The organism is Chitinibacter sp. S2-10 (assembly GCF_046530675.1).
In the GTDB taxonomy this organism is placed as follows: Bacteria; Pseudomonadota; Gammaproteobacteria; order Burkholderiales; family Chitinibacteraceae; genus Chitinibacter.
The window spans coordinates 1,428,271-1,447,784 of the sequence record NZ_CP172558.1 but is presented as its reverse complement, the minus strand read 5'-3'; the positions used below and the strand labels follow the sequence as shown (position 1 = coordinate 1,447,784).

General features: G+C 53.1%; 18 protein-coding genes. 9 read left to right on the top strand and 9 right to left on the bottom strand.

Annotation, left to right across the window (positions count from 1 at the left end):
* Position 1 precedes the first annotated feature (1 nt).
* From ACG2XO_RS06935 to ACG2XO_RS06910, 6 genes are all read left to right on the top strand, one after another.
* Positions 2-706, top strand: a complete 705-nt coding sequence (locus tag ACG2XO_RS06935; protein WP_410500084.1) for a substrate-binding periplasmic protein — start codon at positions 2-4, stop codon at positions 704-706.
* Between the two features lie 65 nt (positions 707-771).
* Positions 772-1,431, top strand: a complete 660-nt coding sequence (locus tag ACG2XO_RS06930) for a DUF3299 domain-containing protein (protein ID WP_410500083.1) — start codon at positions 772-774, stop codon at positions 1,429-1,431.
* 263 nt (positions 1,432-1,694) lie between these two features.
* Positions 1,695-2,195, top strand: a complete 501-nt coding sequence (locus ACG2XO_RS06925) for a ZrgA family zinc uptake protein (RefSeq protein WP_410500082.1) — start codon at positions 1,695-1,697, stop codon at positions 2,193-2,195.
* A 22-nt stretch (positions 2,196-2,217) separates the two neighbouring features.
* Positions 2,218-2,964, top strand: coding sequence for an ABC transporter ATP-binding protein (locus ACG2XO_RS06920; RefSeq protein ID WP_410500081.1), 747 nt, complete (start codon positions 2,218-2,220; stop codon positions 2,962-2,964).
* Positions 2,957-4,213, top strand: coding sequence for an ABC transporter permease (locus tag ACG2XO_RS06915; RefSeq protein WP_410500080.1), 1,257 nt, complete (start codon positions 2,957-2,959; stop codon positions 4,211-4,213). The genes ACG2XO_RS06920 and ACG2XO_RS06915 overlap by 8 nt, the downstream gene beginning before the upstream one ends.
* 121 nt (positions 4,214-4,334) lie before the next feature.
* Positions 4,335-5,123 (top strand): substrate-binding periplasmic protein, encoded by a 789-nt coding sequence (locus ACG2XO_RS06910; protein WP_410500079.1) that lies wholly within the window; start codon positions 4,335-4,337, stop codon positions 5,121-5,123.
* A gap of 21 nt (positions 5,124-5,144) precedes the next feature.
* Here ACG2XO_RS06910 and ACG2XO_RS06905 read toward each other — a convergent pair whose 3' ends face one another.
* From ACG2XO_RS06905 to ACG2XO_RS06890, 4 genes are all read right to left on the bottom strand, one after another.
* The gene (locus ACG2XO_RS06905; RefSeq protein WP_410500078.1) at positions 5,145-6,830 is read right to left on the bottom strand and encodes a response regulator; all 1,686 of its coding nucleotides are present in this window, start codon (positions 6,828-6,830) and stop codon (positions 5,145-5,147) included.
* A gap of 65 nt (positions 6,831-6,895) precedes the next feature.
* Entirely contained in the window at positions 6,896-9,037 is a 2,142-nt protein-coding gene (locus ACG2XO_RS06900) for a UvrD-helicase domain-containing protein (protein WP_410500077.1), read from the bottom strand.
* A gap of 105 nt (positions 9,038-9,142) precedes the next feature.
* Positions 9,143-9,457, bottom strand: a complete 315-nt coding sequence (locus ACG2XO_RS06895; RefSeq protein ID WP_410500076.1) for an H-NS family nucleoid-associated regulatory protein — start codon at positions 9,455-9,457, stop codon at positions 9,143-9,145.
* A 92-nt stretch (positions 9,458-9,549) separates the two neighbouring features.
* Positions 9,550-10,893, bottom strand: coding sequence for a TolC family outer membrane protein (locus ACG2XO_RS06890; RefSeq protein ID WP_410500075.1), 1,344 nt, complete (start codon positions 10,891-10,893; stop codon positions 9,550-9,552).
* A 326-nt stretch (positions 10,894-11,219) separates the two neighbouring features.
* Here ACG2XO_RS06890 and argB point away from each other — a divergent pair, with 326 nt between their 5' ends.
* The 3 genes from argB to ACG2XO_RS06875 all read left to right on the top strand — a co-directional run bounded on the left by argB (position 11,220) and on the right by ACG2XO_RS06875 (position 13,336).
* Entirely contained in the window at positions 11,220-12,098 is an 879-nt protein-coding gene (argB, locus tag ACG2XO_RS06885; RefSeq protein ID WP_410500074.1) for an acetylglutamate kinase, read from the top strand.
* 111 nt (positions 12,099-12,209) lie between these two features.
* A complete protein-coding gene (locus ACG2XO_RS06880) occupies positions 12,210-12,656 on the top strand; it encodes a CBS domain-containing protein (RefSeq protein ID WP_410500073.1) in 447 nt (148 codons plus the stop codon).
* 47 nt (positions 12,657-12,703) lie between these two features.
* Complete coding sequence (locus tag ACG2XO_RS06875; RefSeq protein WP_410500072.1) at positions 12,704-13,336, top strand: pyrimidine 5'-nucleotidase; 633 nt, start codon at positions 12,704-12,706, stop codon at positions 13,334-13,336.
* Positions 13,337-13,347: 11 nt separating this feature from the next.
* Here ACG2XO_RS06875 and ACG2XO_RS06870 read toward each other — a convergent pair whose 3' ends face one another.
* From ACG2XO_RS06870 to ACG2XO_RS06850, 5 genes are all read right to left on the bottom strand, one after another.
* Complete coding sequence (locus ACG2XO_RS06870; protein WP_410500071.1) at positions 13,348-15,240, bottom strand: potassium transporter Kup; 1,893 nt, start codon at positions 15,238-15,240, stop codon at positions 13,348-13,350.
* Positions 15,241-15,345: 105 nt separating this feature from the next.
* Positions 15,346-15,924, bottom strand: a complete 579-nt coding sequence (ampD, locus tag ACG2XO_RS06865; RefSeq protein ID WP_410500070.1) for a 1,6-anhydro-N-acetylmuramyl-L-alanine amidase AmpD — start codon at positions 15,922-15,924, stop codon at positions 15,346-15,348.
* Positions 15,925-15,998: 74 nt separating this feature from the next.
* Positions 15,999-17,369, bottom strand: a complete 1,371-nt coding sequence (locus ACG2XO_RS06860; protein ID WP_410500069.1) for a sigma-54-dependent transcriptional regulator — start codon at positions 17,367-17,369, stop codon at positions 15,999-16,001.
* Positions 17,353-18,936 carry a sensor histidine kinase gene (locus ACG2XO_RS06855; protein WP_410500068.1) on the bottom strand — a complete coding sequence of 528 codons (1,584 nt, stop codon included), beginning with the start codon at positions 18,934-18,936 and terminating at the stop codon, positions 17,353-17,355. The genes ACG2XO_RS06860 and ACG2XO_RS06855 overlap by 17 nt, the downstream gene beginning before the upstream one ends.
* 53 nt (positions 18,937-18,989) lie before the next feature.
* Positions 18,990-19,493 (bottom strand): RNA pyrophosphohydrolase, encoded by a 504-nt coding sequence (locus ACG2XO_RS06850; RefSeq protein ID WP_410500067.1) that lies wholly within the window; start codon positions 19,491-19,493, stop codon positions 18,990-18,992.
* Between the last annotated feature and the right edge of the window lie 21 nt (positions 19,494-19,514).

Here is a 19,514-nt window from a genome sequence, read left to right as displayed (position 1 = left end):
AATGAAAACCTCCTACCTGCTAACTGTTTGCATGCTGTGGGGTTCGGCGCAGGCTGTCGAACCCGTACGGCTGGTTACTTCGGTCAACCCGGCTCTGCCTGCCTCACCAGCACATCGGCTGCTGTTCAAAGACTGGTTTGGCCGGATCAATACGCCATTCACGCTGGAATATCGCCCCAATCGCCGCGCCGAAATCGAATTCAAAAACGGGAAGTTTGACGGTGATGTCGCTCGAATCAGCCTGTTTACACAAAATTACCCGACTGCAATCCGGGTTGACCCCTCTTATCTGGCGCTCGAGTATTACGCCATCAGCAATGCACTGGAGATCCGGCAATGGTCTGATCTATACCAGCACAGTATTGCCTATATGCTTGGCACCAGAGCCGTCGAAAATCAGCTGAGCCAATCTTCACAACTCAACCCGGTCAATACTGCACGGGCCTGCCTGGCCATGGTGCAAACCCGACGAGTTGATGTGTGCGTTATACAGAATGGTACGATCACTGAAGCACAACTCGAATCCGCCAAAACCCAGTTCAAAGTACAGCTGTTTGCCACGCTCAACGTGCATCTCTGGCTGGCCCCCACCCAACAAAAATTAGCACAGCAACTTAGTGCAGCTTTAATCCAGATGCAAAAAGACGGCACACTCGAGCGCCATCAAAAAGCAATGCTCAATCCGGAAGCGACTCCCGGGCACTAATTTTCCACGCACACGCAGATGCAACTCAGTTACAATAACATTCCATCTCATGCGAAGGAATCATCATGTGGCTGCGTTTTGTATTTGGCATGGCAAGTGTTTTGCTGGCGCTCAACGTCTGGGCAAGTGAAGTTAAACAGGTGAAATGGCCTGACCTGCAACCCGACTCGGTCACATTGCGCAGCGCCGTCGGCAAAATGAATCAGGAAGAGAAAGTCCGCCTGATGCGCGCCGTGCAGCAGCGCGAACTCAAAGCCATGCTCGACAATGGCAAGCTCAAGGCCACCGATCTCACGCAGAATGACATCAAGCTGATCAAGGAAAACTACAGCGACCTCAAGGCGCTGATCGTCGAAATCGAAGCCTTCGAGAAAAAACGCACCACTGAAATGAGCCAAGCGCTGAATAACCAGCTAGTGCAAATTGATGGCTACTTACTGCCACTCAAACAAAACGGCAAAAAAGTCACCGAATTTCTGCTGGTGCCAGTGATTGGCGCGTGTATTCACGTCCCTGCGCCGCCACCGAACCAGATGATCGTGGTGCAATACCCGAAAGGCTATGAACAGGGCGAACTGTTTGCGCCGGTGACCATCGTTGGCAAATTGACCATTAAATCAAGCAAAGCCAATCTGGCGCTGGCCGATGGCGCCAGCGATGTGGCGGTCGGCTATATGATGGCTGCCAGCGATGTGCTCGAATACAAAAAATCTGCTGCTAAGTAATTACCACATACCGCAATGTTCAGATTTGGCGTTGAGATGATTGAAAATGAGCTGAAGTAGCCCCTTCCCCCTTAACGGGGGAAGGTTGGGATGGGGGTGGTCATGCTTGATTTGACGATCAATTCAACATTTCACCTTCACCCTAGCCCTCTCCCGTCAATACCACAGGGGTACAGACGGGGAGAGGGAATAAAAGCGATTCCGCGGTTCGAAAAACCATCAACACGTAATCCGAACATTGCCATACATACCAAGGTATCTCCATGAAGAAGTTAATTGCAATAGCCTGCATCGCAATACCCCTCACTTCCTTTGCCAAAGAGCATAGCCACTCGCATGGCGCGCATGTTCATGGCGTGGCGCAAATAGATGTGGCGATTGAGGGCAAAACACTGCTGATCACACTGGAAAGCCCGGCCGACAATCTGCTCGGTTTTGAGCACGCGCCCAAGTCCGACGCTGAAAAGGCCAAGCTCAAAGCAGTCACCGAACAGCTCAAGCAAGCCACAGCTCTGTTCGCGCCCGACGCCGCCGCACAATGCAAAGCAGCCGCGCCCGTGGTGAATATGCCTAGCTTTAAAAAAGGCGAGCATAGCGATATCGACGCCGAATATAGCTTTGACTGCACCAGCGTACCGAGCAGCATTGCGCTGCCATTGTGGAAAAACTTCCCCAACTTTAAAAAGCTAACGGCCAATATCGCCAGCGATAAAGGCCAAAAGCAAGTTATGCTCAAACTGGGTCAAAGCCTGAACTTGAAATAGCGTTTGCAGACAAAAACCCCATTTGCCTACCACCACCGCGCCCAAGCGGGCGCGCAAGGATTTTGCTGTGTTAATCGAGCTGGCCGATGTGCAATTTACTTGGCGCGGCGCCAAGCATGCCACTTTGGATATGCCGCAGTTTTCGCTCGCGGCGGGCGAGCGGCTGTTTTTGCATGGACCCAGCGGCAGCGGCAAAAGCACGCTGTTGTCTTTGCTGACCGGCATTCAGCTGCCGCAACAGGGCGAAATCCGCATTCTGGGGCAAAACCTCGCGGCGCTATCGAATGCCACGCGTGATCATTTCCGCGCCGACCACATTGGCTATGTGTTTCAGCAATTCAATCTGCTGAGCTATTTGTCGGTGCTCGATAATGTGCTGCTGTCTTGCCAGTTTTCCAAAATCCGCCGCGAGCGTGCGCAGGCTTTTTCCGGCAGCACCAAGGCGCAGGCGCTGCATTTGCTCGACCGGCTCGATTTATCGCCCTATCTCGAACGGCCAGTCAGCGCACTCTCGGTTGGTCAGCAGCAGCGCGTCGCGCTGGCGCGCGCGCTGATTGGTGCACCGGAAATCCTGATCGCTGACGAGCCCACCTCGGCGCTCGATGCCGAGCGGCGCAGCGCGTTTATCGAGCTGCTGTTTGAATGTGCGCACGAGCACAACACCGCCGTGCTGATGGTTAGCCACGACCCGCAGCTCGCCGCCGCGTTTGATCGCAGCGTTAGCTTGAGCAGCCTCAATCGCTGTAACGTGGAGATGGAGAATGTTTAAAATCGCACTGCGCAGCCTACTCAATCGACGCCTCACCGTCGCGCTGGCGGTGCTAACCGTCGCGCTGTCGGTACTGTTGCTTGTCGGTGTTGAACGCCTACGTAGCGAGGCACGCAACAGTTTTGCCAACACCGTCAGCGGAACCGATCTGATCGTCGGCGCGCGCACCGGCTCGGTGCAATTGCTGCTCTACAGCGTGTTTCGCGTCGGCAACGCGACCAATAATATCGGCTGGGATAGTTACCAAAAATTATCGCAAGATCGCCGCGTGGCTTGGACAATCCCGGTCTCGCTCGGCGACAGCCATCATGGTTTTGCTGTACTCGGCACGAGCGGCGATTATTTTAAATATCTGCGCTATAGCGAAAACTCCCAGCTGCAGTTTAGCCAAGGCAGGCCTTTCGAGAAAACGCACGATACGGTACTCGGCGCCAATGTCGCGGCCAAAATGGGTTATCGCTTGGGGCAAAATATTGTCCTCACCCACGGTAGTGGTGAAGGCGCAATGAGTGAGCACGACGATCAGCCCTTCACCATCGTCGGCATCCTCGCGCCAACCGGCACACCAGTCGACGACACCGTCCACGTTTCGCTCGACGGACTGACCGCGATTCACGAAGGCTGGGAATCGGGCAGCGCGTCCTTGCTTTCGAGCACCGGCGTGCTGGCGGCCGATCAAGATCGCGCACTACCGCCACCGAGCAGCATCACGGCGTTTTATGTCGGGCTGAAATCGCGCACGAGCCTGTTTAGCTACCAGCGCACCGTCAATCAATACCAAGATGAAACGCTGATGGCGATTATGCCTGGCGTTGCGCTATCCGAGCTGTGGCAGTTAATGAAGATTGCTGAGCAAGCACTCACCGTCGTATCGGGCTTTGTGCTGGTCATCGGCCTGATGGGCATGCTGACCGCGCTGCTCACTGGCTTGAACGAGCGGCGGCGCGAAATGGCGATTTTGCGCTCGGTCGGCGCGCGCGCCTGGCAGATTTTTGCCTTGGTGATGGGCGAAACACTGCTCTTGGTCAGCGCCGGCATTGCAGCAGGTATTGCCTTGCTCTACGCTATGCTATTGGCCTGCAAGCCAATACTGCGTGAGGTATATAGCCTGAACATTGCGATTGCCGCGCCCAGCGCCACGGAGTGGCTCTTAATGGGGCTGACCTTATTGGCCGGACTCCTGATCGCCGCCCTCCCCGCCTGGCGTGCGTACCGGATGTCGCTGAATGATGGATTAAGCCCGCATTAGCGGCTAAACTGCGCTACGCGACAAGCAAGCAGTTTCGACAAACAGCAGTTTTGTTTACTGTTTACTCAGTCGGCTTACCCGCCTCGCCCCATCTGCCATGCCTGGCTCAGTTAAGCTCTCAATGAAACTCTTCCCGAGTCTGTTTATGCCGATACGGCTTTTTGCGATCTGCCTGCTGTTGATGACTCAAGCGCTTTATGCTGCGCCGTGGCAGTTGCGCACCGCTGCGCGAGATACGCCGCCGTATTATGAGATCGACGCGGATGGCAAGCCACGTGGTGCCTGCCCAGATCTGTTTGTTGCACTGGAAAAGCAATTGCCTGAGCTGCTGATTGTCGACCAGAAAAAAGCGCTGTCGGTGTCGCTGCATGATGCCTATCTGGAGCGGGGCAAACTCGACCTGTTATGCGGATTTGGAAATAGCGGCAAGCGCAAGGAATATGCCGAACTGCTCGCGCCTTTATGGGGAAGCCTGCATCAGATCGCCGTGCGGCGTGATGATCCGATCCGGATCAATTCAATCGATGAGCTGCGCGAAGCTTCCAGACAGCGCGCAGTGCTGGTACGCCGCAATTCGTCATTTGCCAACTATTTGCAAAGCAAAGACATCCATATTGACGAGAGCACCAATGAATTTCCTTTAATGCTGCGGATGCTGCAGGCCAAACGCGGACGCATTCTGTATTACGACAAGGCGCTGTTGGCCAGTATTATCGAGCGCGCCGGAATGAATCAGCAGCTGCGTATTGCTCCGACGGTATTTGCCCGCACCGAGTTATATTTCATGGTCGCCAAATCGGTCGACCCGCAACTACGGGCGGCGTTACGCCTCGCGCTGCAACAACTCGAAGCCAATGGCACTTTGTCAAAAATACGTCGTAAATACCATATCGAAGCGCCGGAACAATAAGACTTCATCGCCGCCGGACTTTTACTTCATCCCGAAACGCCGCTGCGTTTTGCGGTAAATCTCGGCCATTTGCAGCGCTTTGCCGTTGGCGGGGTCAATACTGCGAACGCGTTCGAGCAAATCATGCGCGCGCAGCATATAGCTGGCGTGCCAGCCGTTCTGGTTGACATAGGCAAGCAAGGCGTTGGTCGCGTTAAGCAGCACTTGCAGATTGGACGGCATATCGGCAATGGCGAGCAGAAAACGTTCGGCAGCGGCTTGCAAATCGCCGTTTTTGGCCAGTTGTACCGCTTCATTATTGATTTCAACAATATCGGCGGCCGTGGCGGCGATCAGTTGCAAGGCTTCGTCCTCCCGCCCCTGCTCCTTGTACATTCGCGACACGCGCGCTGAAAGCTGCGGATCATCATGACGGTTTTTCAGCACTTGCCGGGTCAGCTCTTTGGCTGTCTCGTGACGATTTTGCGCGAGGCAAGATTTGGCCAGCGCCAAACCGACGACGGCCGACGGTGGGCCATCCAGCGCCTTGACCGCCTCCAGGCTCTGATTCAGCAAGGCGCTGGCTTTGGCTTTATCGCCCATTTTCAACGCAATATCGACTTCCAGCACATCGGCCATCAGTTTGTCGTGATCGGCGCGAAAATCATGGCGCAAATTGCCCGCAGTTTTACGTGCACCAGTGACATCGCCCTGTGCCAGCTGGACCTCAGCCAGCTGACTGTAATCGCTGACCTGTGGCCAGAACGAATAGCGCGCCAGTTGCACTGCGTCAGTCAGTGATTGCTCGGCCAAAGCCAGATCGCCGGCCATCATGGCCACTTCACCCAGCTCGCGCTTGCGCGCGACGACATACGGCGATTTGGTCGCAGCCAGACTGAGCGTTGTCTTGGCTTCTTCAATTTTATGCTGTGCCTGCTGCGTGCGTGCCAGACAATCATAAGCCTCAAGTACCAGATCGTGCTCGGCGATGACTTGCTGGAAAATCAGTTGTGCTTCTTCATATTCGCGCAACTGAAACAGCGCTTTGCCCAGCGCCATTTTCGCCCATGGCACGTCGATGCTAGTGAGCAAGGTGCGGCATAAATCGCGTACGCCGGTCCAGTCGGCGATGCGCAGCATCAGATGCACTTTCATCCGGACAAAATCGAGTGCATCGTCGGCATTTTGCGAAATTTCGAGGTCGCACAGTGAAATGGCACGCAAAAAATCGTGCGCAATGCTCGCATCGTCAATCGGTTTGAAACGCTGCTTTTTGCTCAAGGCGCGGGCAATGCGCGCATACAGCACTTCGCCGGTAAACGGCTTGAGCACAATCGCGTCGGGTGCCAGCTCGGCAGCACCGATGACTTTGGCGATTTTGCGCTCGCCAGTCAGCATGATGAAAACACAGCTCGCTTTAAGCAGCGCATGGCGACGCGCTTCTTCAAACAGATACAATCCGTCAAAACCGGTTCCCAGATCGTAGGCGCACAGAATGATGTCGTAGGCAGTGCGGCGCAGCATCGCAATCGCTTCGCTCGAACGGCTGGCATATTCGACCGAATGCGCACCAAATTGCCTCAGGCTCATATTCATCGTCGAGCGCATTTCAGGAATATGGTCGACGACCAGCAGTTTGAACTTGGACAAATCAGTCGGTGAAGCCGCAGCGGGCTCATTGCTCGTCAGCGGGATTCGGTCAGCAAAGGAATAACTGCGGATCGCCATTTAATACTCCAGCAGGGTAATTGCACGCAGACAAGCAATATCAAAACCCATCACAATATACCCCGTCATTCATCTACTTTGACCAGCTTGGCGTAGGCCACCGCCAGCCATTTACTGCCATGCTGGGCGAAATTGACCTGCACATTACCCGTCGCACCGCCTTCGTGATCGGTAACAACACCACGGCCGAATTTGTGATGTTCGACCTTGGTGCCGATGCTCAAACCGTGTTCCGGCGTCGATTTATTGATTTTCGGCGCGGGTGCGGTGTAAGCCGTACCTGCACTATAGCCGCTCGGTGCGTAGCCGCGATTGAGATATTTGAGCAAAGTTTGCGGGATTTCTTCCAGAAAACGGCTGGCGACGCCATAACGCGTCTGGCCGTGCAGCATGCGGCTTTGCGCCAGCGTCAGATACAGCCGTTCGCGCGCGCGCGTGATTGCAACGTACATCAAGCGACGCTCTTCCTCGATGCCTTGCGGGTCGTTCGCACTATTGTCGTGCGGGAACAGGCCTTCTTCGAGCCCGGTCAGAAACACCGCTTTAAATTCCAAGCCCTTGGCCGCGTGCACCGTCATCAATTGCAAGGCTTCTTCGTGCGCGCCCGCCTGATGATCACCCGCTTCGAGGCTGGCGTGTGACAGAAAGGCAATCAGCGGATTCTGGTCTTCTTCGACACTGAAAGTAGCTGCCGCGTTGATTAACTCTTCCAGATTGGCAACGCGCTCTTCGCCGTCTTTTTCATTGCGATAATGCTCAAGCAGACCGGAGAGGTCGAGCATCATATCGACGATTTCCGTCATCGGCAGGCCATCGGCCTGATTGCGCATCGCTTCAACCAGATGCACAAATTTGCCAATCGACGCAGCACTACGCCCGCCCACACCGCAAGCAGCTTGCCACAGCGTTGAGCCTTCAAGCCGCGCTTTTTCCTGAATACTTTCGATTGAGCGCGCACCAATGCCGCGAGTCGGAAAATTAATCACGCGCAACAGCGCATTATCGTCCGACGGATTGGCGATCAAGCGCAAATACGCCAGCGCGTGCTTGATTTCCTGCCGCTCGAAAAAGCGCAGACCGCCATAAACGCGATATGGCACAGCAGCGCTAAACAGCGCGTGCTCGATAATGCGCGACTGCGCATTGCTGCGATACAGAATTGCAACATCGGACGGTGGCATGCCTTCGCGAATCAACGTTTGCGCTTCTTCAACGATAAAGTTGGCTTCTTCAAAATCGGACGCACCTTCAAAGACGCGAATCGGCTCGCCACTGCTCGCGTCAGTCCACAACTGCTTGCCTAAGCGCTGCGTATTATTGGCAATCACCGCATTGGCGGCGTCGAGAATATTGCCGTGGCTGCGGTAGTTTTGCTCCAGGCGAATAACGTGCTTGACGGCGTAATCGCGCTGGAAATCCTGCATATTGCCGACATTGGCGCCACGGAAGGCATAAATCGACTGGTCGTCGTCGCCGACGGCGAAAATCGCCCCCGAATCGCCAGCGAGTAATTTCAGCCAGGCGTATTGCAAGCGATTGGTATCCTGAAACTCATCGACCAGAATATGCGCGAAACGCTGCTGATAATGTGATCGGATTGACGCGTTATGGCTGAGCAATTCGTAACAACGCAGCAATAATTCGGAGAAATCGGCGACGCCTTCGCGATTGCATTGTTTTTCATATTCTTCGTAGGCAATGCGCAAATGGCGCGAATAATCGTCCCATGCATCGACGTCGCTTGCGCGGCGGCCATTTTCTTTATGGCCATTGATATATTGCTGTACCGTGCGTGGCGGGTATTTATCGTCGTCGAGATTAAGTAATTTTAATACCCGCTTAATTGCGGCCAATTGTTCCTGCGTATCCAGAATGGCAAAAGCCTCGGGCAATCCCGCATCGCGATGATGCAAGCGCAACATCCGGTTACATAAACCGTGAAAAGTACCAACCCATAATCCGCGCGGATTTAATGGCAGCATACTGGTAATACGGGATAGCATTTCTTTGGCGGATTTGTTAGTAAACGTTACTGCCATTAATCCGGAAGGGCTAATTTGTCCGGTCGACAATAACCAGGCAATTCTTGTGGTTAACACCCGGGTTTTACCACTGCCAGCTCCGGCTAAAATCAAGGCGTGTTCGGCAGGTAATTGCACTGCGGCGGCTTGTTCTGGATTGAGTTTGGCAGTAAGCGGGTGTGACATGGCTATTTTTCAATAAAAGCGGCAACGGGATATCTTACCCGTTAAAACAAAACAGGGCAGCCAAAGCTGCCCTGTTTACGACATTGCTGATCAATCCGGCGCAAATCAAATGCGGATATTATCCAGTGATTTGCCACTGGCCAATACATCGTGCACCCATTGCGGTTTGCGACCACGGCCGGTCCAGGTTTGGCTTGGATCCGCTGGATTGGCGTATTGTGCTTTTACGGTTTTTTTGCTGCCTTTTTTGCTGGAAACTTCACCCAGCAATTCAGCAACAGTAAAGCCACTGGCCGCTGCTGCGCTTTGCAACTGGCTCAAAATGCGGGCTTTTTCCTGTTCTTTGCGACGAACCAGTTCAACATCAACTTGAGCACGCAGTTCAACCAATTGCTGATAATCAAGATTAGACAAATCCATTGCTTCACTCCTCGAAGGCAGACTAATTGTTTTTACCTCAGTGATTATGGGGTGGTGTTTTAAATAATTCAAGGTTTAATATTTATTAAATTTTATTTTTTAAGTAACCAATCATTCACTTCGATTAAGTTTTTCTCGCTTAATTCACCCACCGATGCAGCCAGTTGTAATCGGGCATAAAGGTAAGTGTAACGCGCCACGACCAGATCATATCGGGTGGCATAATATTTTTGTTCGGCATTTAACACGTCAATTGTGGTGCGCACACCGACTTCACGCCCCAATTTACTCGACGCCAATAAACTTTCACCCGATTTTAATACCTGCTGCAAGGCACGGATTTGCGCAGCTCCGGCATTCACGCCAAGAAACGCCTGTTTGGTCGCCTGTTCAACATCACGCCGCGTCACTTCGAGCGTATCACGCTGCTGATCTTTTTTTGCAGCGGCCTCACGCAAGCGCGATGAACGATCTCCACCGGTATACAGCGGGATTGATAATTGCAATTTAATCGCGCCGCCCGAAACCTGATCTGTACCTCCGGATTTCGACAGGCCACTACTCGTCCAGTCATTGCCATAATTAGCCAGTAAATCTATGGTCGGAGAACTTAATGCGCGGTATTTATCAATTTCACGGCTTGCAATATCCAGCACCAATTGCTCGCTGGTATTGTTCAGGCTACTGCCATCGGCTTTTTTGAGCCATGCTTGCAAATCATTGGGCTCGGGCGCAGCGGGCTGTTTATGATCCCCAATTGCTGACAACGTTTCATTTGATAGACCAGTCAACAATGTAAAAGCACTGCTTTTCACTTGCAAATCATTTTGAATCACAATTTCGGCGGCCAAAATACTGTCATAACTGGCCTGCGCTTCATCGGTATCGGTAATGGTGGCCACACCCACTTCGAATGATTTTCTGGCAAACGCGAGCTGTTCGGCAACCGCCTGTTTCTGCGCTTCGATCAGCTTTACTTTTTCCTGAGCGGCGAGCAATTCAAAATAAGCTCTGGACACGCGCAAAATCAGCTCCTGTTCGGCCTGACGATATTGCACCTGAGATAAATCGGTCTGTTTTTTCAGCTGATCCGCCGAGGCGGCCAATTCTGCACGATAAATCGGCTGGGTCGCGCTAATTGAATAGCCATAGGTTTCGCCATGTGAATCACTCTCAGGCAAACTGCCACGTCCTGGCGAATAGGCAGATTGCGAATAGGCGGTGACGCCGCCCATAGTTAATTTCGGGAGCAATAGTGCCTGCCCCTGAACCGCTTTCTCCTGCCCGGCAATTTGCGCATTGCGCGCAGCCGAAATCTGCGCGTCATATTGCGCGGCGGCCTGCCACGCCTGCATTAAGTCCACAGCACTTGCTTCGCTTGAAAAATACAAGGCACTGAGCATCATCAGACTGAGCTTTTTCACGGTTCGCTTCATCGTTTATTTTCCATTGTCTGGTATCTTAAACCAGATTCCGCGGCAACAAATGCAAGACAGCAAATCACCAAACAAATTCCCTACCCTATTCCATAATCATTCCGGACTGAATTCAAACCACGTCAATACAAGCAAATACAGGGTATTGCCATAAACGGCATATTGAAACTTTCATTCATGGATATACCTAGCCGGAGTATTTAAAAACACCGAAATGAAGGCCGCTCACATTCAAACCGAGGATTCCAGCACGGCATTCAGGCATTTTTTTTACCCCAGATGCGGTACAATCGCGCGACATTTAATTTGCCAGCCGGAGCCTGATCATGAGCGAAATCACCGCCCAAACCAAAGCCGAAATCCTGTCTGAAGCACTGCCCTATATCCAGCGTTTTTTTGACAAAACCATCGTGATCAAATACGGCGGCAACGCGATGATCGACGAAGAGTTGAAAGATGGCTTCGCCTCGGACGTGGTCTTGCTCAAGCTGGTGGGTATGAATCCGGTCGTGGTACACGGCGGCGGCCCGCAAATCAATGACCTGCTCGACCGGATCGGCAAAAAAGGCGAATTTATCCAAGGTATGCGCGTCACCGACGCCGAAACGATGGATGTCGTCGAGATGGTTTTGGGTGGCCATGTTAATAAAGAAATCGTTTCGCTGATCAATAAGCACGGCGGCAAGGCGGTCGGTTTGACCGGACAGGACAGTCATTTTATTCGCGCGCGCAAAATGATGCTCAAGGACGATGCAGGCGATGAAACTGTCGACATCGGCCAGGTGGGCGAGATCGAAAAAATCGACCCGGCAATTGTGATGCACCTGGACGCAGCTGACTTTATCCCGGTGATCGCGCCGATTGGCGTTGATGCCAGCGGTGAAAGCCTCAATATCAACGCCGACCTCGTTGCAGGCAAACTGGCCGAAGTATTGAAAGCCGAAAAACTGATTCTGATGACCAACACGCCCGGCGTGCTGGACAAGGAAGGCACGCTGCTCACTAAACTGACCGCACGCCGTATTGATGAATTGTTTGCTGATGGCACGATTTCAGGCGGCATGCTACCCAAAATTGGCTCGGCGCTCGACGCGGCCAAAAGCGGTGTCAACTCGGTTCACATTATCGATGGTCGCGTAAAGCATGCCTTATTACTTGAGGTGCTGACCGAGCAAGGCGTCGGCACGATGATTCGCGCCAAATAAGAGCCTAAGCCATGGCTTAAGTAAAAAGGGGTCGCCAGCGCGACCCTTTTTCTTGCCTATTTGATCTGGACAACTACATTGGTATTACCCTTACCCAACGGGAGTCCACCCATGAAAACTGCACGCCAACTACTGGGCGAAAAAGCCGAACGAAGCACTATTTCAGTTTCTCCAAATGCCACGGTCTATCAGGCATTGCAAATCATGGCAGACAATAATATCGGCGCGATTCTGGTAATGGATGGAGACCGACTGGTTGGTATTTTTTCCGAACGCGATTACGCCCGCAAAGTAGTTCTGATGGGCAAGACTTCAGCGGGTACGCCGATTTCTGAAATCATGACGCACAAACTAGTCTGTGTCCCGCCCACGGCGCTGGTCGATGATTGTCTGGGTCTGATTACCGAAAAACGGATTCGTCACTTGCCGGTAATCGAAGGCGATAAAGTGATTGGGATCTTGTCGATTGGCGACTTGGTGCGCGAGAAAATTGCCGATCAGGAATTCACCATCGACCAGATGAAACATTATATTTACGATCAGCGCATTACCCATTGAAACAGCGCTGAACTACAATAGGCCGGAAAACACTTCCGGCCTTTTTCATGCCTGTAAACTGGATTTTCGACCTCGACAACACCTTGCATGACGCCAGCCGTCATGCTTTTCCCGTCATTGATACGGCGATGACGCAATGGTTGCAGACAGAGCTATCGCTCTCGCATCAGCACGCCAACCAGCTCAGGCAGGATTATTGGCGGCGCTATGGCGCAACCTTGCTCGGACTACGCCGACACCACCCCGAAGTCAATCCGCACCACTTTCTCGCTGCCAGTCATCCTTTAGCGCAGTTGCGGCAGTCATTGCACCCAATGCCGCGGCTCAAGACGACACTGGCACGCCTACCCGGAAAAAAGTATCTGTTCACCAACGGCCCTCTGGCCTACGCCGAAATGATGCTGATCGAGCTGGGCATCATGCGGCATTTTTCCGGCATTGCCGCAGTCGATACGCTCAAACTGCAACCCAAACCGCATACCGGTGCTTTTCGCGCAATGCTGGCGCAATTTAGGCTACAGGCGCGTGATTGCATCATGGTCGAGGACAGCCTCGACAATCTGCTCACCGCCAAAAAACTGGGCATGCAGACCATCTGGCTCAGACCGGGGCAGCGTAATCATCCAGCAGCAGATCGGGCAATGACACAACTGCATCAGCTGATCGCTTTTAGGCAATAACAGACCCTAGCTTACAACTCGACCTGCATACCCATCTCGACAACCCTGTTCGGCGGAATCTTGAAGAAGTTGGTCACGCGGGTGGCATTGCGGCTCATCAAACTGAACAGGCGGCGACGCCACCAGCTCATCGACGGATATTTGGCCTCGACAATGGTTTCGCGCGACAGGAAGAACGAAGTATTCATTTCATCAAGCACCAGCTCAGGCTGCAGCAGCGCTACTTGCTGCAAGACCAGCGGTACACTCGGCTCTTCTTTGAAACCAAAGGTTGCAATTACCTGATAGAAAGTTTCGCCCATTTTCCGGACAACCACCCGCTCTCGACTCGGTACAAACGGAATGTCATCAGTTTGAATAGTCAGAAACACAACCTGCTCATGCAATACTTTGTTGTGCTTCAAATTATGCAATAAGGCATGCGGCACTGAATCAGCGCTAGCCGTCATGAAAATCGACAAACCTTCAACGCGCTGAGGCGGGCTCGACTCTAGGCTTTCGACAAAGCCAACCAGTGGCATTTCGCCTTCACGCAGTTTGGCCGACAGTAGCTCGCGTCCCCGTTTCCAAGTCATCATCAGCGTAAATGCAATCAGACCAATCAATAACGGAAACCAGCCACCCTCATGCAGTTTGAGGATATTGGCCGAGAAAAACGCCAAATCGATCACCAGCAAGAACGCGAGTAATGACCAGTAAGCCATTTTCTTGCGCCCTTTAAAGTAATGACCAGCAACGACAAAAGCCAGCAGCGTCGTCATCACCATCGTACAAGTCACAGCAAAACCATAAGCGGCGGCCAGATTGCTTGATGAACGAAATGCCAGAATCAGGGCAATGACTGATAACAGCAAGAACCAGTTAATCCCGGGAATATAAATCTGGCCCATTTCACGCTCGGAAGTGTGGTGTATATCCATGCGCGGACAAAACCCGAGCTGAATCGCCTGGTTGGCGACCGAAAATGCGCCGGAAATCACCGCTTGCGATGCGATCACCGTTGCCATCGTCGAGAGCACGACCAAGGGAATCAGCGCCCAGCTTGGCGCCAAATAATAGAATGGATTGCCTATCGCATCCGGATTTGTCATCAGCAAAGCGCCCTGCCCGTAATAATTCAGCAGCAGCGCAGGCAGCACCAGAATAAACCAGGCATAACGGATTGCGGGTCGGCCAAAATGTCCCATGTCGGCATACAGTGCTTCGACACCGGTCAGGCATAACACCACAGCACCGAGCAGAACAAAACTCACCCAGGGATGGGCAAGAAAAAACTGGATAGCATAGAGCGGATTCACCGATGCCAGCACTTGCGGCGCTTTAATGATATTGATGATGCCCAATATCGCCAGCACGACAAACCACGTCACCATGATCGGACCAAACAGCTTGCCGACCAAGGCTGTGCCTCGCGATTGCACCGCAAACAGCACAATCATGATGGCAATCGCCAGCGGCAAAATATAAGGCTCCAGCGTATGCGAAACGATACTGATTCCTTCCAGCGCCGACAGCACAGAAATCGCCGGAGTAATGATACTTTCACCTGAAAACAGTGCTGCACCAAAAATGCCCAGTACCGCCAATTTCAAAGCCTTGCTTTTATTGTCGATTGCACTGCGCAAAGCCAGCGCCATCAGCGCCAGAATCCCGCCCTCACCCCGGTTATCGGCCTGCAAAATCACCGCGATATACTTGAGCGAAACGACCAGCATCAGCCCCCAGAAAATCAGCGACAAAATCCCCATCACATTGAAGGCATTCAGATCGAGCTGGACATGGCCATTAAAACATTCTTTCAGCGTATACAGCGGACTCGTTCCGATGTCGCCATAAACCACACCAATCGCGCCAACGACCAGGCCGGTGAGTTTTTTCGGGTCGTGCATTTGTTGAGCAGACATGAGTTTCTTTCGTCCGAAACGGGAAGCGGATTATAAGCCCGCAGACACTTAAATACATGATTTCACAGCCCGCGTTGCGGCGATGCAGCAAAATCAACCTTGTTTTCACTCTACGGCAGTCTGGCGTAATTGCCCGAATTGATTAGCCAGTTTTGCCCAGTCAAAAAAAGGCCCCGGATCGCTTTTACGTTCCGGCGCAATCTCCTGATGCCCGACCAGATGCTGTACCGGATAGCGCTCGGTCAATGCTGACAAGAGTTTTTCCAATACCGCATACTGTATTGCTTCGAATGGCACGAAATCCGAGCCTTCCAGCTCTATACCCACCGAAAAATCATTACAGCGTTCGCGCCCTTGCCAGCACGATACCCCTGCATGCCAGGCTCGCTGATTGCAGGAAACAAACTGGATCAACTCGCCGTCACGCCGGATCAGAAAATGCGCCGAAACGCGCAGCTTGGCCAACTCGGCATAACTTTCATGGTCGGCAGGATTCAGGCGATTGGTAAACAGGCGCTCGATGTCTTCGCCACCAAATTCAGTCGCTCCCGCGGCTTGGGGTGGCAAATGAATATTGTGGATCACGACCATATCCACCGCAGTGGTGCGCTCATCGCAATTGGGGCTGGCCACTTGCCGAGCTTTGAGACACCAGCCCGCAGAATCAATCCGGTAATCATGCATTACTCAACACCTTACTCAAGGGTATATCGCCAAAAGCCATATAAAAAAATACATACAGAGCAATACCCATAAGATCAATCATCACTGCCCTGCGTAATTCCCAGCCTGTCGAGCCGGTAACGCATACTGCGAAAAGTAATCCCCAGCAGTTTGGCCGCCTGGGTACGGTTGAAATGGGTTTTATCCAACGCGGCCATAATTGCGGTTTTTTCGACCCGATCCAGATAGTCCTGCAAGGGGTAGGTATCGCCCAGATTGGCCGCCTGGGCTTCAGCGCGTTCAGCGACTGTTTGCACAATATGCAAATCGTCAGCATAAATGTGTAAACCATCGGACAAAGTCAGTGCCCGCTCCAGCAGGTTTTCCAGTTCGCGAACATTGCCTGGGTAGTCATAGTTGCGCAGCGCCGCCTGGGCATCGGGCTGCAATTCGGGCAGACTCATGCGATGACGCAGCGCGAGCTTTTTCAGCACGGCTTGCGCGATCAGCAAAATATCGTCGCCCATTTCGCGCAGCGGCGGCATGGTCAGCTCGATCACATTCAGACGGTAATACAAATCCTGCCTGAATTTGCCGGCTTCGACACAACGGCTCAGATTCTGATGCGTCGCCGAAATAATCCGCACATCAACGTCGAGCTCGCTGGTGCCGCCAATCTGGCGCACTTTTCGCTCCTGAATCGCGCGCAATAATTTCACCTGCATCGCCAGCGGTAAATCGGCCACTTCATCGAGAAACAGCGTGCCGCCGTTGGCGGCCTGAAAGAAACCTTCCCGGTCTTCATTCGCGCCGGTAAAAGCCCCTTTGCGATAACCAAAAAACTCGCTCTCCATCAGATTTTCGGGAATGGCGCCGCAATTGACGGCAATGAACGGTTTGTCAGCGCGCGCCGATTTGGCATGAATCAGCCGTGCCGCCCGCTCTTTACCCGAACCGGATTCGCCAGTGATATAAACTGGTGCCAGATTGCGTGCGAGTTTGTCGACCAGACCCAGTACATGCAATAAAGCCGGCGAATTGCCCAGCAAGGGACTGTCGTTAACCACCTCGGTGACTTCGGGCGAATCGAGCTTCAAGGCCGACTTCACCAGTGTACGCAGCTGCTCGAGCGCCACCGGCTTGGCCAGATAATCGAAGGCCCCCGCCTTGAGTGCGGCAATCGCATTTTCGGTACTGCCATAGGCGGTCAGAATCGCAATCGGCACATCGAGTTTGCGCGCCTGAATATGCCGAACCAGTTCCAGACCTTCGCCATCAGGCATCCGCATATCGGATAGGCATAAGTCAAAATGCGCTTTATCAAGCTGCGCTTTGGCCATCACGACGCCGCTGGCCTTGACGACGTCCAGCCCCATTTTCAAGAGGGTCAATTCCAGCAGATCAGCCAGATCGGCTTCGTCGTCGACGACAAGCACTCTGGGTAAGGCTTTAGATTTTTTGGCCATCGCTATACTCAAAAACAATTCGGAAACATGCCCCGCCTCTTGGCGGTGCGAGGTATTCAAGCAAAGCGCCATTGGCGGCGCATATTTCTCGGGCAATATACAAACCGAGCCCGGTTCCCTTGCTGTCGGTCGTAAAGAATGGCTCAAACAATTGCGATAAGGCATCCGTCGGCACTGAGGGGCCGTCGTTGAGTACATCGAGCACCCAGAAATCATGTTGCCGGGTCACAATGATCTGCAGGCTGCCAGCCCGTTGGGAGCAATAACGCCAGCCATTGCGAGCCAGATTCCATAATACTTGTTGCAAATGTCCGGAATCAAAATGCACCAGTACTTTGCGATCACATTCAATCTGAATCGGCTGCTGGATTTTTTCCTGCAGGGTAAATTGCTCGTTAAATGTCATCAGCCAGTCAGCCAGACGGATTTCTTGCCGCGTCACGCGGTCGCGCCGGTTCAGCTCAAGCACTTCTTTGACCATACGCTCAAGCCGCAAACTATTGTCATTAATAATACGCGTTAATTTTTGCAGCACCGCGTTTTCCGGCACCTCTTCGCGCAGCAGCTCGGCCGCCTGACTGATCGCCCCCAAGGGATTGCGGATTTCATGCGCCAAATTGGCCGTCAAGCGACCTAGCGCAGCCAACTTCAGTTGCTGCGCTTCGCGGCGCAGCCGCGCCATGTCTTCCAGATAAATCAGCACATTGCCGTTTCCATCCGAGCTCAGCGGAACAAAGCGCGCTCGCAGAGTATTGCGCCCACCCGCGGTTTGCACCAGCTCGGTGGCAACACCCGGTTGCGAGCGCCAGCGTATCAGCGGCGTTGCCAATTCAGGCACATCGGCGTAAAGCGAAGAACCGATAGCCGGTTTCAAGCCGGTTAAACGGGCTGCCTGCTCGTTATACTGTCGAATGATATTTTGCTCGTCGACGACAAAAACACCGTCGGAAACGTCCTGCAAAATCCGTGCATTGACTTGCGCCAGATTCGCCAGATCGACGCTACGCTGTTCGGCCAACACCCGGTTTTCTTCGGCATAACGCGACAGACGAAACGCCAGCCAGGCCACAGCAAAGCTGGCAACCGACAGCAGAGCACTTGAAGTCGAGTTAACATCGGCTGCATCCCCGGACAAGTATTGCCAGACCAGCTCCAGCAGCAGCGCAATCGTTGCCATCGACGCATGAAACAGCGTCATCCGCCCGCGGGCAATCAAACCGGCAGCGGCCAGATAGGGTAAGAGCAAGATCCCCAAGCCACTTTTGATTCCGCCCCCCAGATGCATCAGCAGCACGATCATCATGACATCGACCATCACCTGAAACGACAGCTGCAAATCAAAGCTAGGCTTGCGCTGGCGAATCGCCCAAGTAAAAAACAGGGCAAATAGCGTATACACACCCAACGTCGGCGGAACCAGCTGCAAATTGGCCGAATCAAGCAATGGATTGCGCGATAAGGTCAGCATCCCGACCATCAGGCCAATGATGATCAGCAAGCGAAAGACATTGAACAAGGCGAGCGAACGCCAGTGGTTATCACTGATACTGCGGTGTTTGAGGTTCATATTCTGCAGATAAAAAAACGGGCAGCGTTGGCCACCCGTTATTCAGTTCAGCTTCAATTTCCGCCCACGACTGGCGGAGCCTGTTTCTGGCCGATCAATCTGGCCAATTCACTCAATGCAGCTTCATAAACACCCCGCTTGAATTCGATCACTGCGTCCAGCGGTGACCAGTATTCATTCCAGCGCCAAGCATCAAACTCGGGGTGCGTCGTTTTGCGCAAACACACATCGGAGTCTTTTCCGACCAGCCGCAACAAAAACCAGATCTGCTTTTGACCCTTATAGGTGCCGCGCCATTCGCGGCGCACCCAGTTGGCCGGCACATCATATTTCACCCAATCGCGCGTTCGGCCGACAATTTCGACATGTTCGGGCGACAGGCCGACTTCTTCGGCCAACTCACGAAACATGGCTTGCTCAGGGGTTTCCCCCTGCTTGATTCCGCCTTGCGGAAACTGCCAAGAGTGCTCGCGCACCCGTTTACCCCAAAACACCTGATTGTGACGATTGATAATGATGATGCCGACGTTTGGCCGATAGCCGTCACGGTCGAGCATAAAACTACCTATTTTGTTCGT

Coding starts and splice junctions, on each gene's coding strand:
- ACG2XO_RS06935 (WP_410500084.1), top strand. CDS start 2: ATGAAAACCTCCTACCTGCTAACTGTTTGCATGCTGTGGGGTTCGGCG.
- ACG2XO_RS06930 (WP_410500083.1), top strand. CDS start 772: ATGTGGCTGCGTTTTGTATTTGGCATGGCAAGTGTTTTGCTGGCGCTC.
- ACG2XO_RS06925 (WP_410500082.1), top strand. CDS start 1,695: ATGAAGAAGTTAATTGCAATAGCCTGCATCGCAATACCCCTCACTTCC.
- ACG2XO_RS06915 (WP_410500080.1), top strand. CDS start 2,957: ATGTTTAAAATCGCACTGCGCAGCCTACTCAATCGACGCCTCACCGTC.
- ACG2XO_RS06910 (WP_410500079.1), top strand. CDS start 4,335: ATGAAACTCTTCCCGAGTCTGTTTATGCCGATACGGCTTTTTGCGATC.
- ACG2XO_RS06905 (WP_410500078.1), bottom strand. CDS start 6,830: ATGGCGATCCGCAGTTATTCCTTTGCTGACCGAATCCCGCTGACGAGC.
- ACG2XO_RS06900 (WP_410500077.1), bottom strand. CDS start 9,037: ATGTCACACCCGCTTACTGCCAAACTCAATCCAGAACAAGCCGCCGCA.
- ACG2XO_RS06895 (WP_410500076.1), bottom strand. CDS start 9,457: ATGGATTTGTCTAATCTTGATTATCAGCAATTGGTTGAACTGCGTGCT.
- ACG2XO_RS06890 (WP_410500075.1), bottom strand. CDS start 10,893: ATGAAGCGAACCGTGAAAAAGCTCAGTCTGATGATGCTCAGTGCCTTG.
- argB (WP_410500074.1), top strand. CDS start 11,220: ATGAGCGAAATCACCGCCCAAACCAAAGCCGAAATCCTGTCTGAAGCA.
- ACG2XO_RS06880 (WP_410500073.1), top strand. CDS start 12,210: ATGAAAACTGCACGCCAACTACTGGGCGAAAAAGCCGAACGAAGCACT.
- ACG2XO_RS06875 (WP_410500072.1), top strand. CDS start 12,704: ATGCCTGTAAACTGGATTTTCGACCTCGACAACACCTTGCATGACGCC.
- ACG2XO_RS06870 (WP_410500071.1), bottom strand. CDS start 15,240: ATGTCTGCTCAACAAATGCACGACCCGAAAAAACTCACCGGCCTGGTC.
- ampD (WP_410500070.1), bottom strand. CDS start 15,924: ATGCATGATTACCGGATTGATTCTGCGGGCTGGTGTCTCAAAGCTCGG.
- ACG2XO_RS06860 (WP_410500069.1), bottom strand. CDS start 17,369: ATGGCCAAAAAATCTAAAGCCTTACCCAGAGTGCTTGTCGTCGACGAC.
- ACG2XO_RS06855 (WP_410500068.1), bottom strand. CDS start 18,936: ATGAACCTCAAACACCGCAGTATCAGTGATAACCACTGGCGTTCGCTC.
- ACG2XO_RS06850 (WP_410500067.1), bottom strand. CDS start 19,493: ATGCTCGACCGTGACGGCTATCGGCCAAACGTCGGCATCATCATTATC.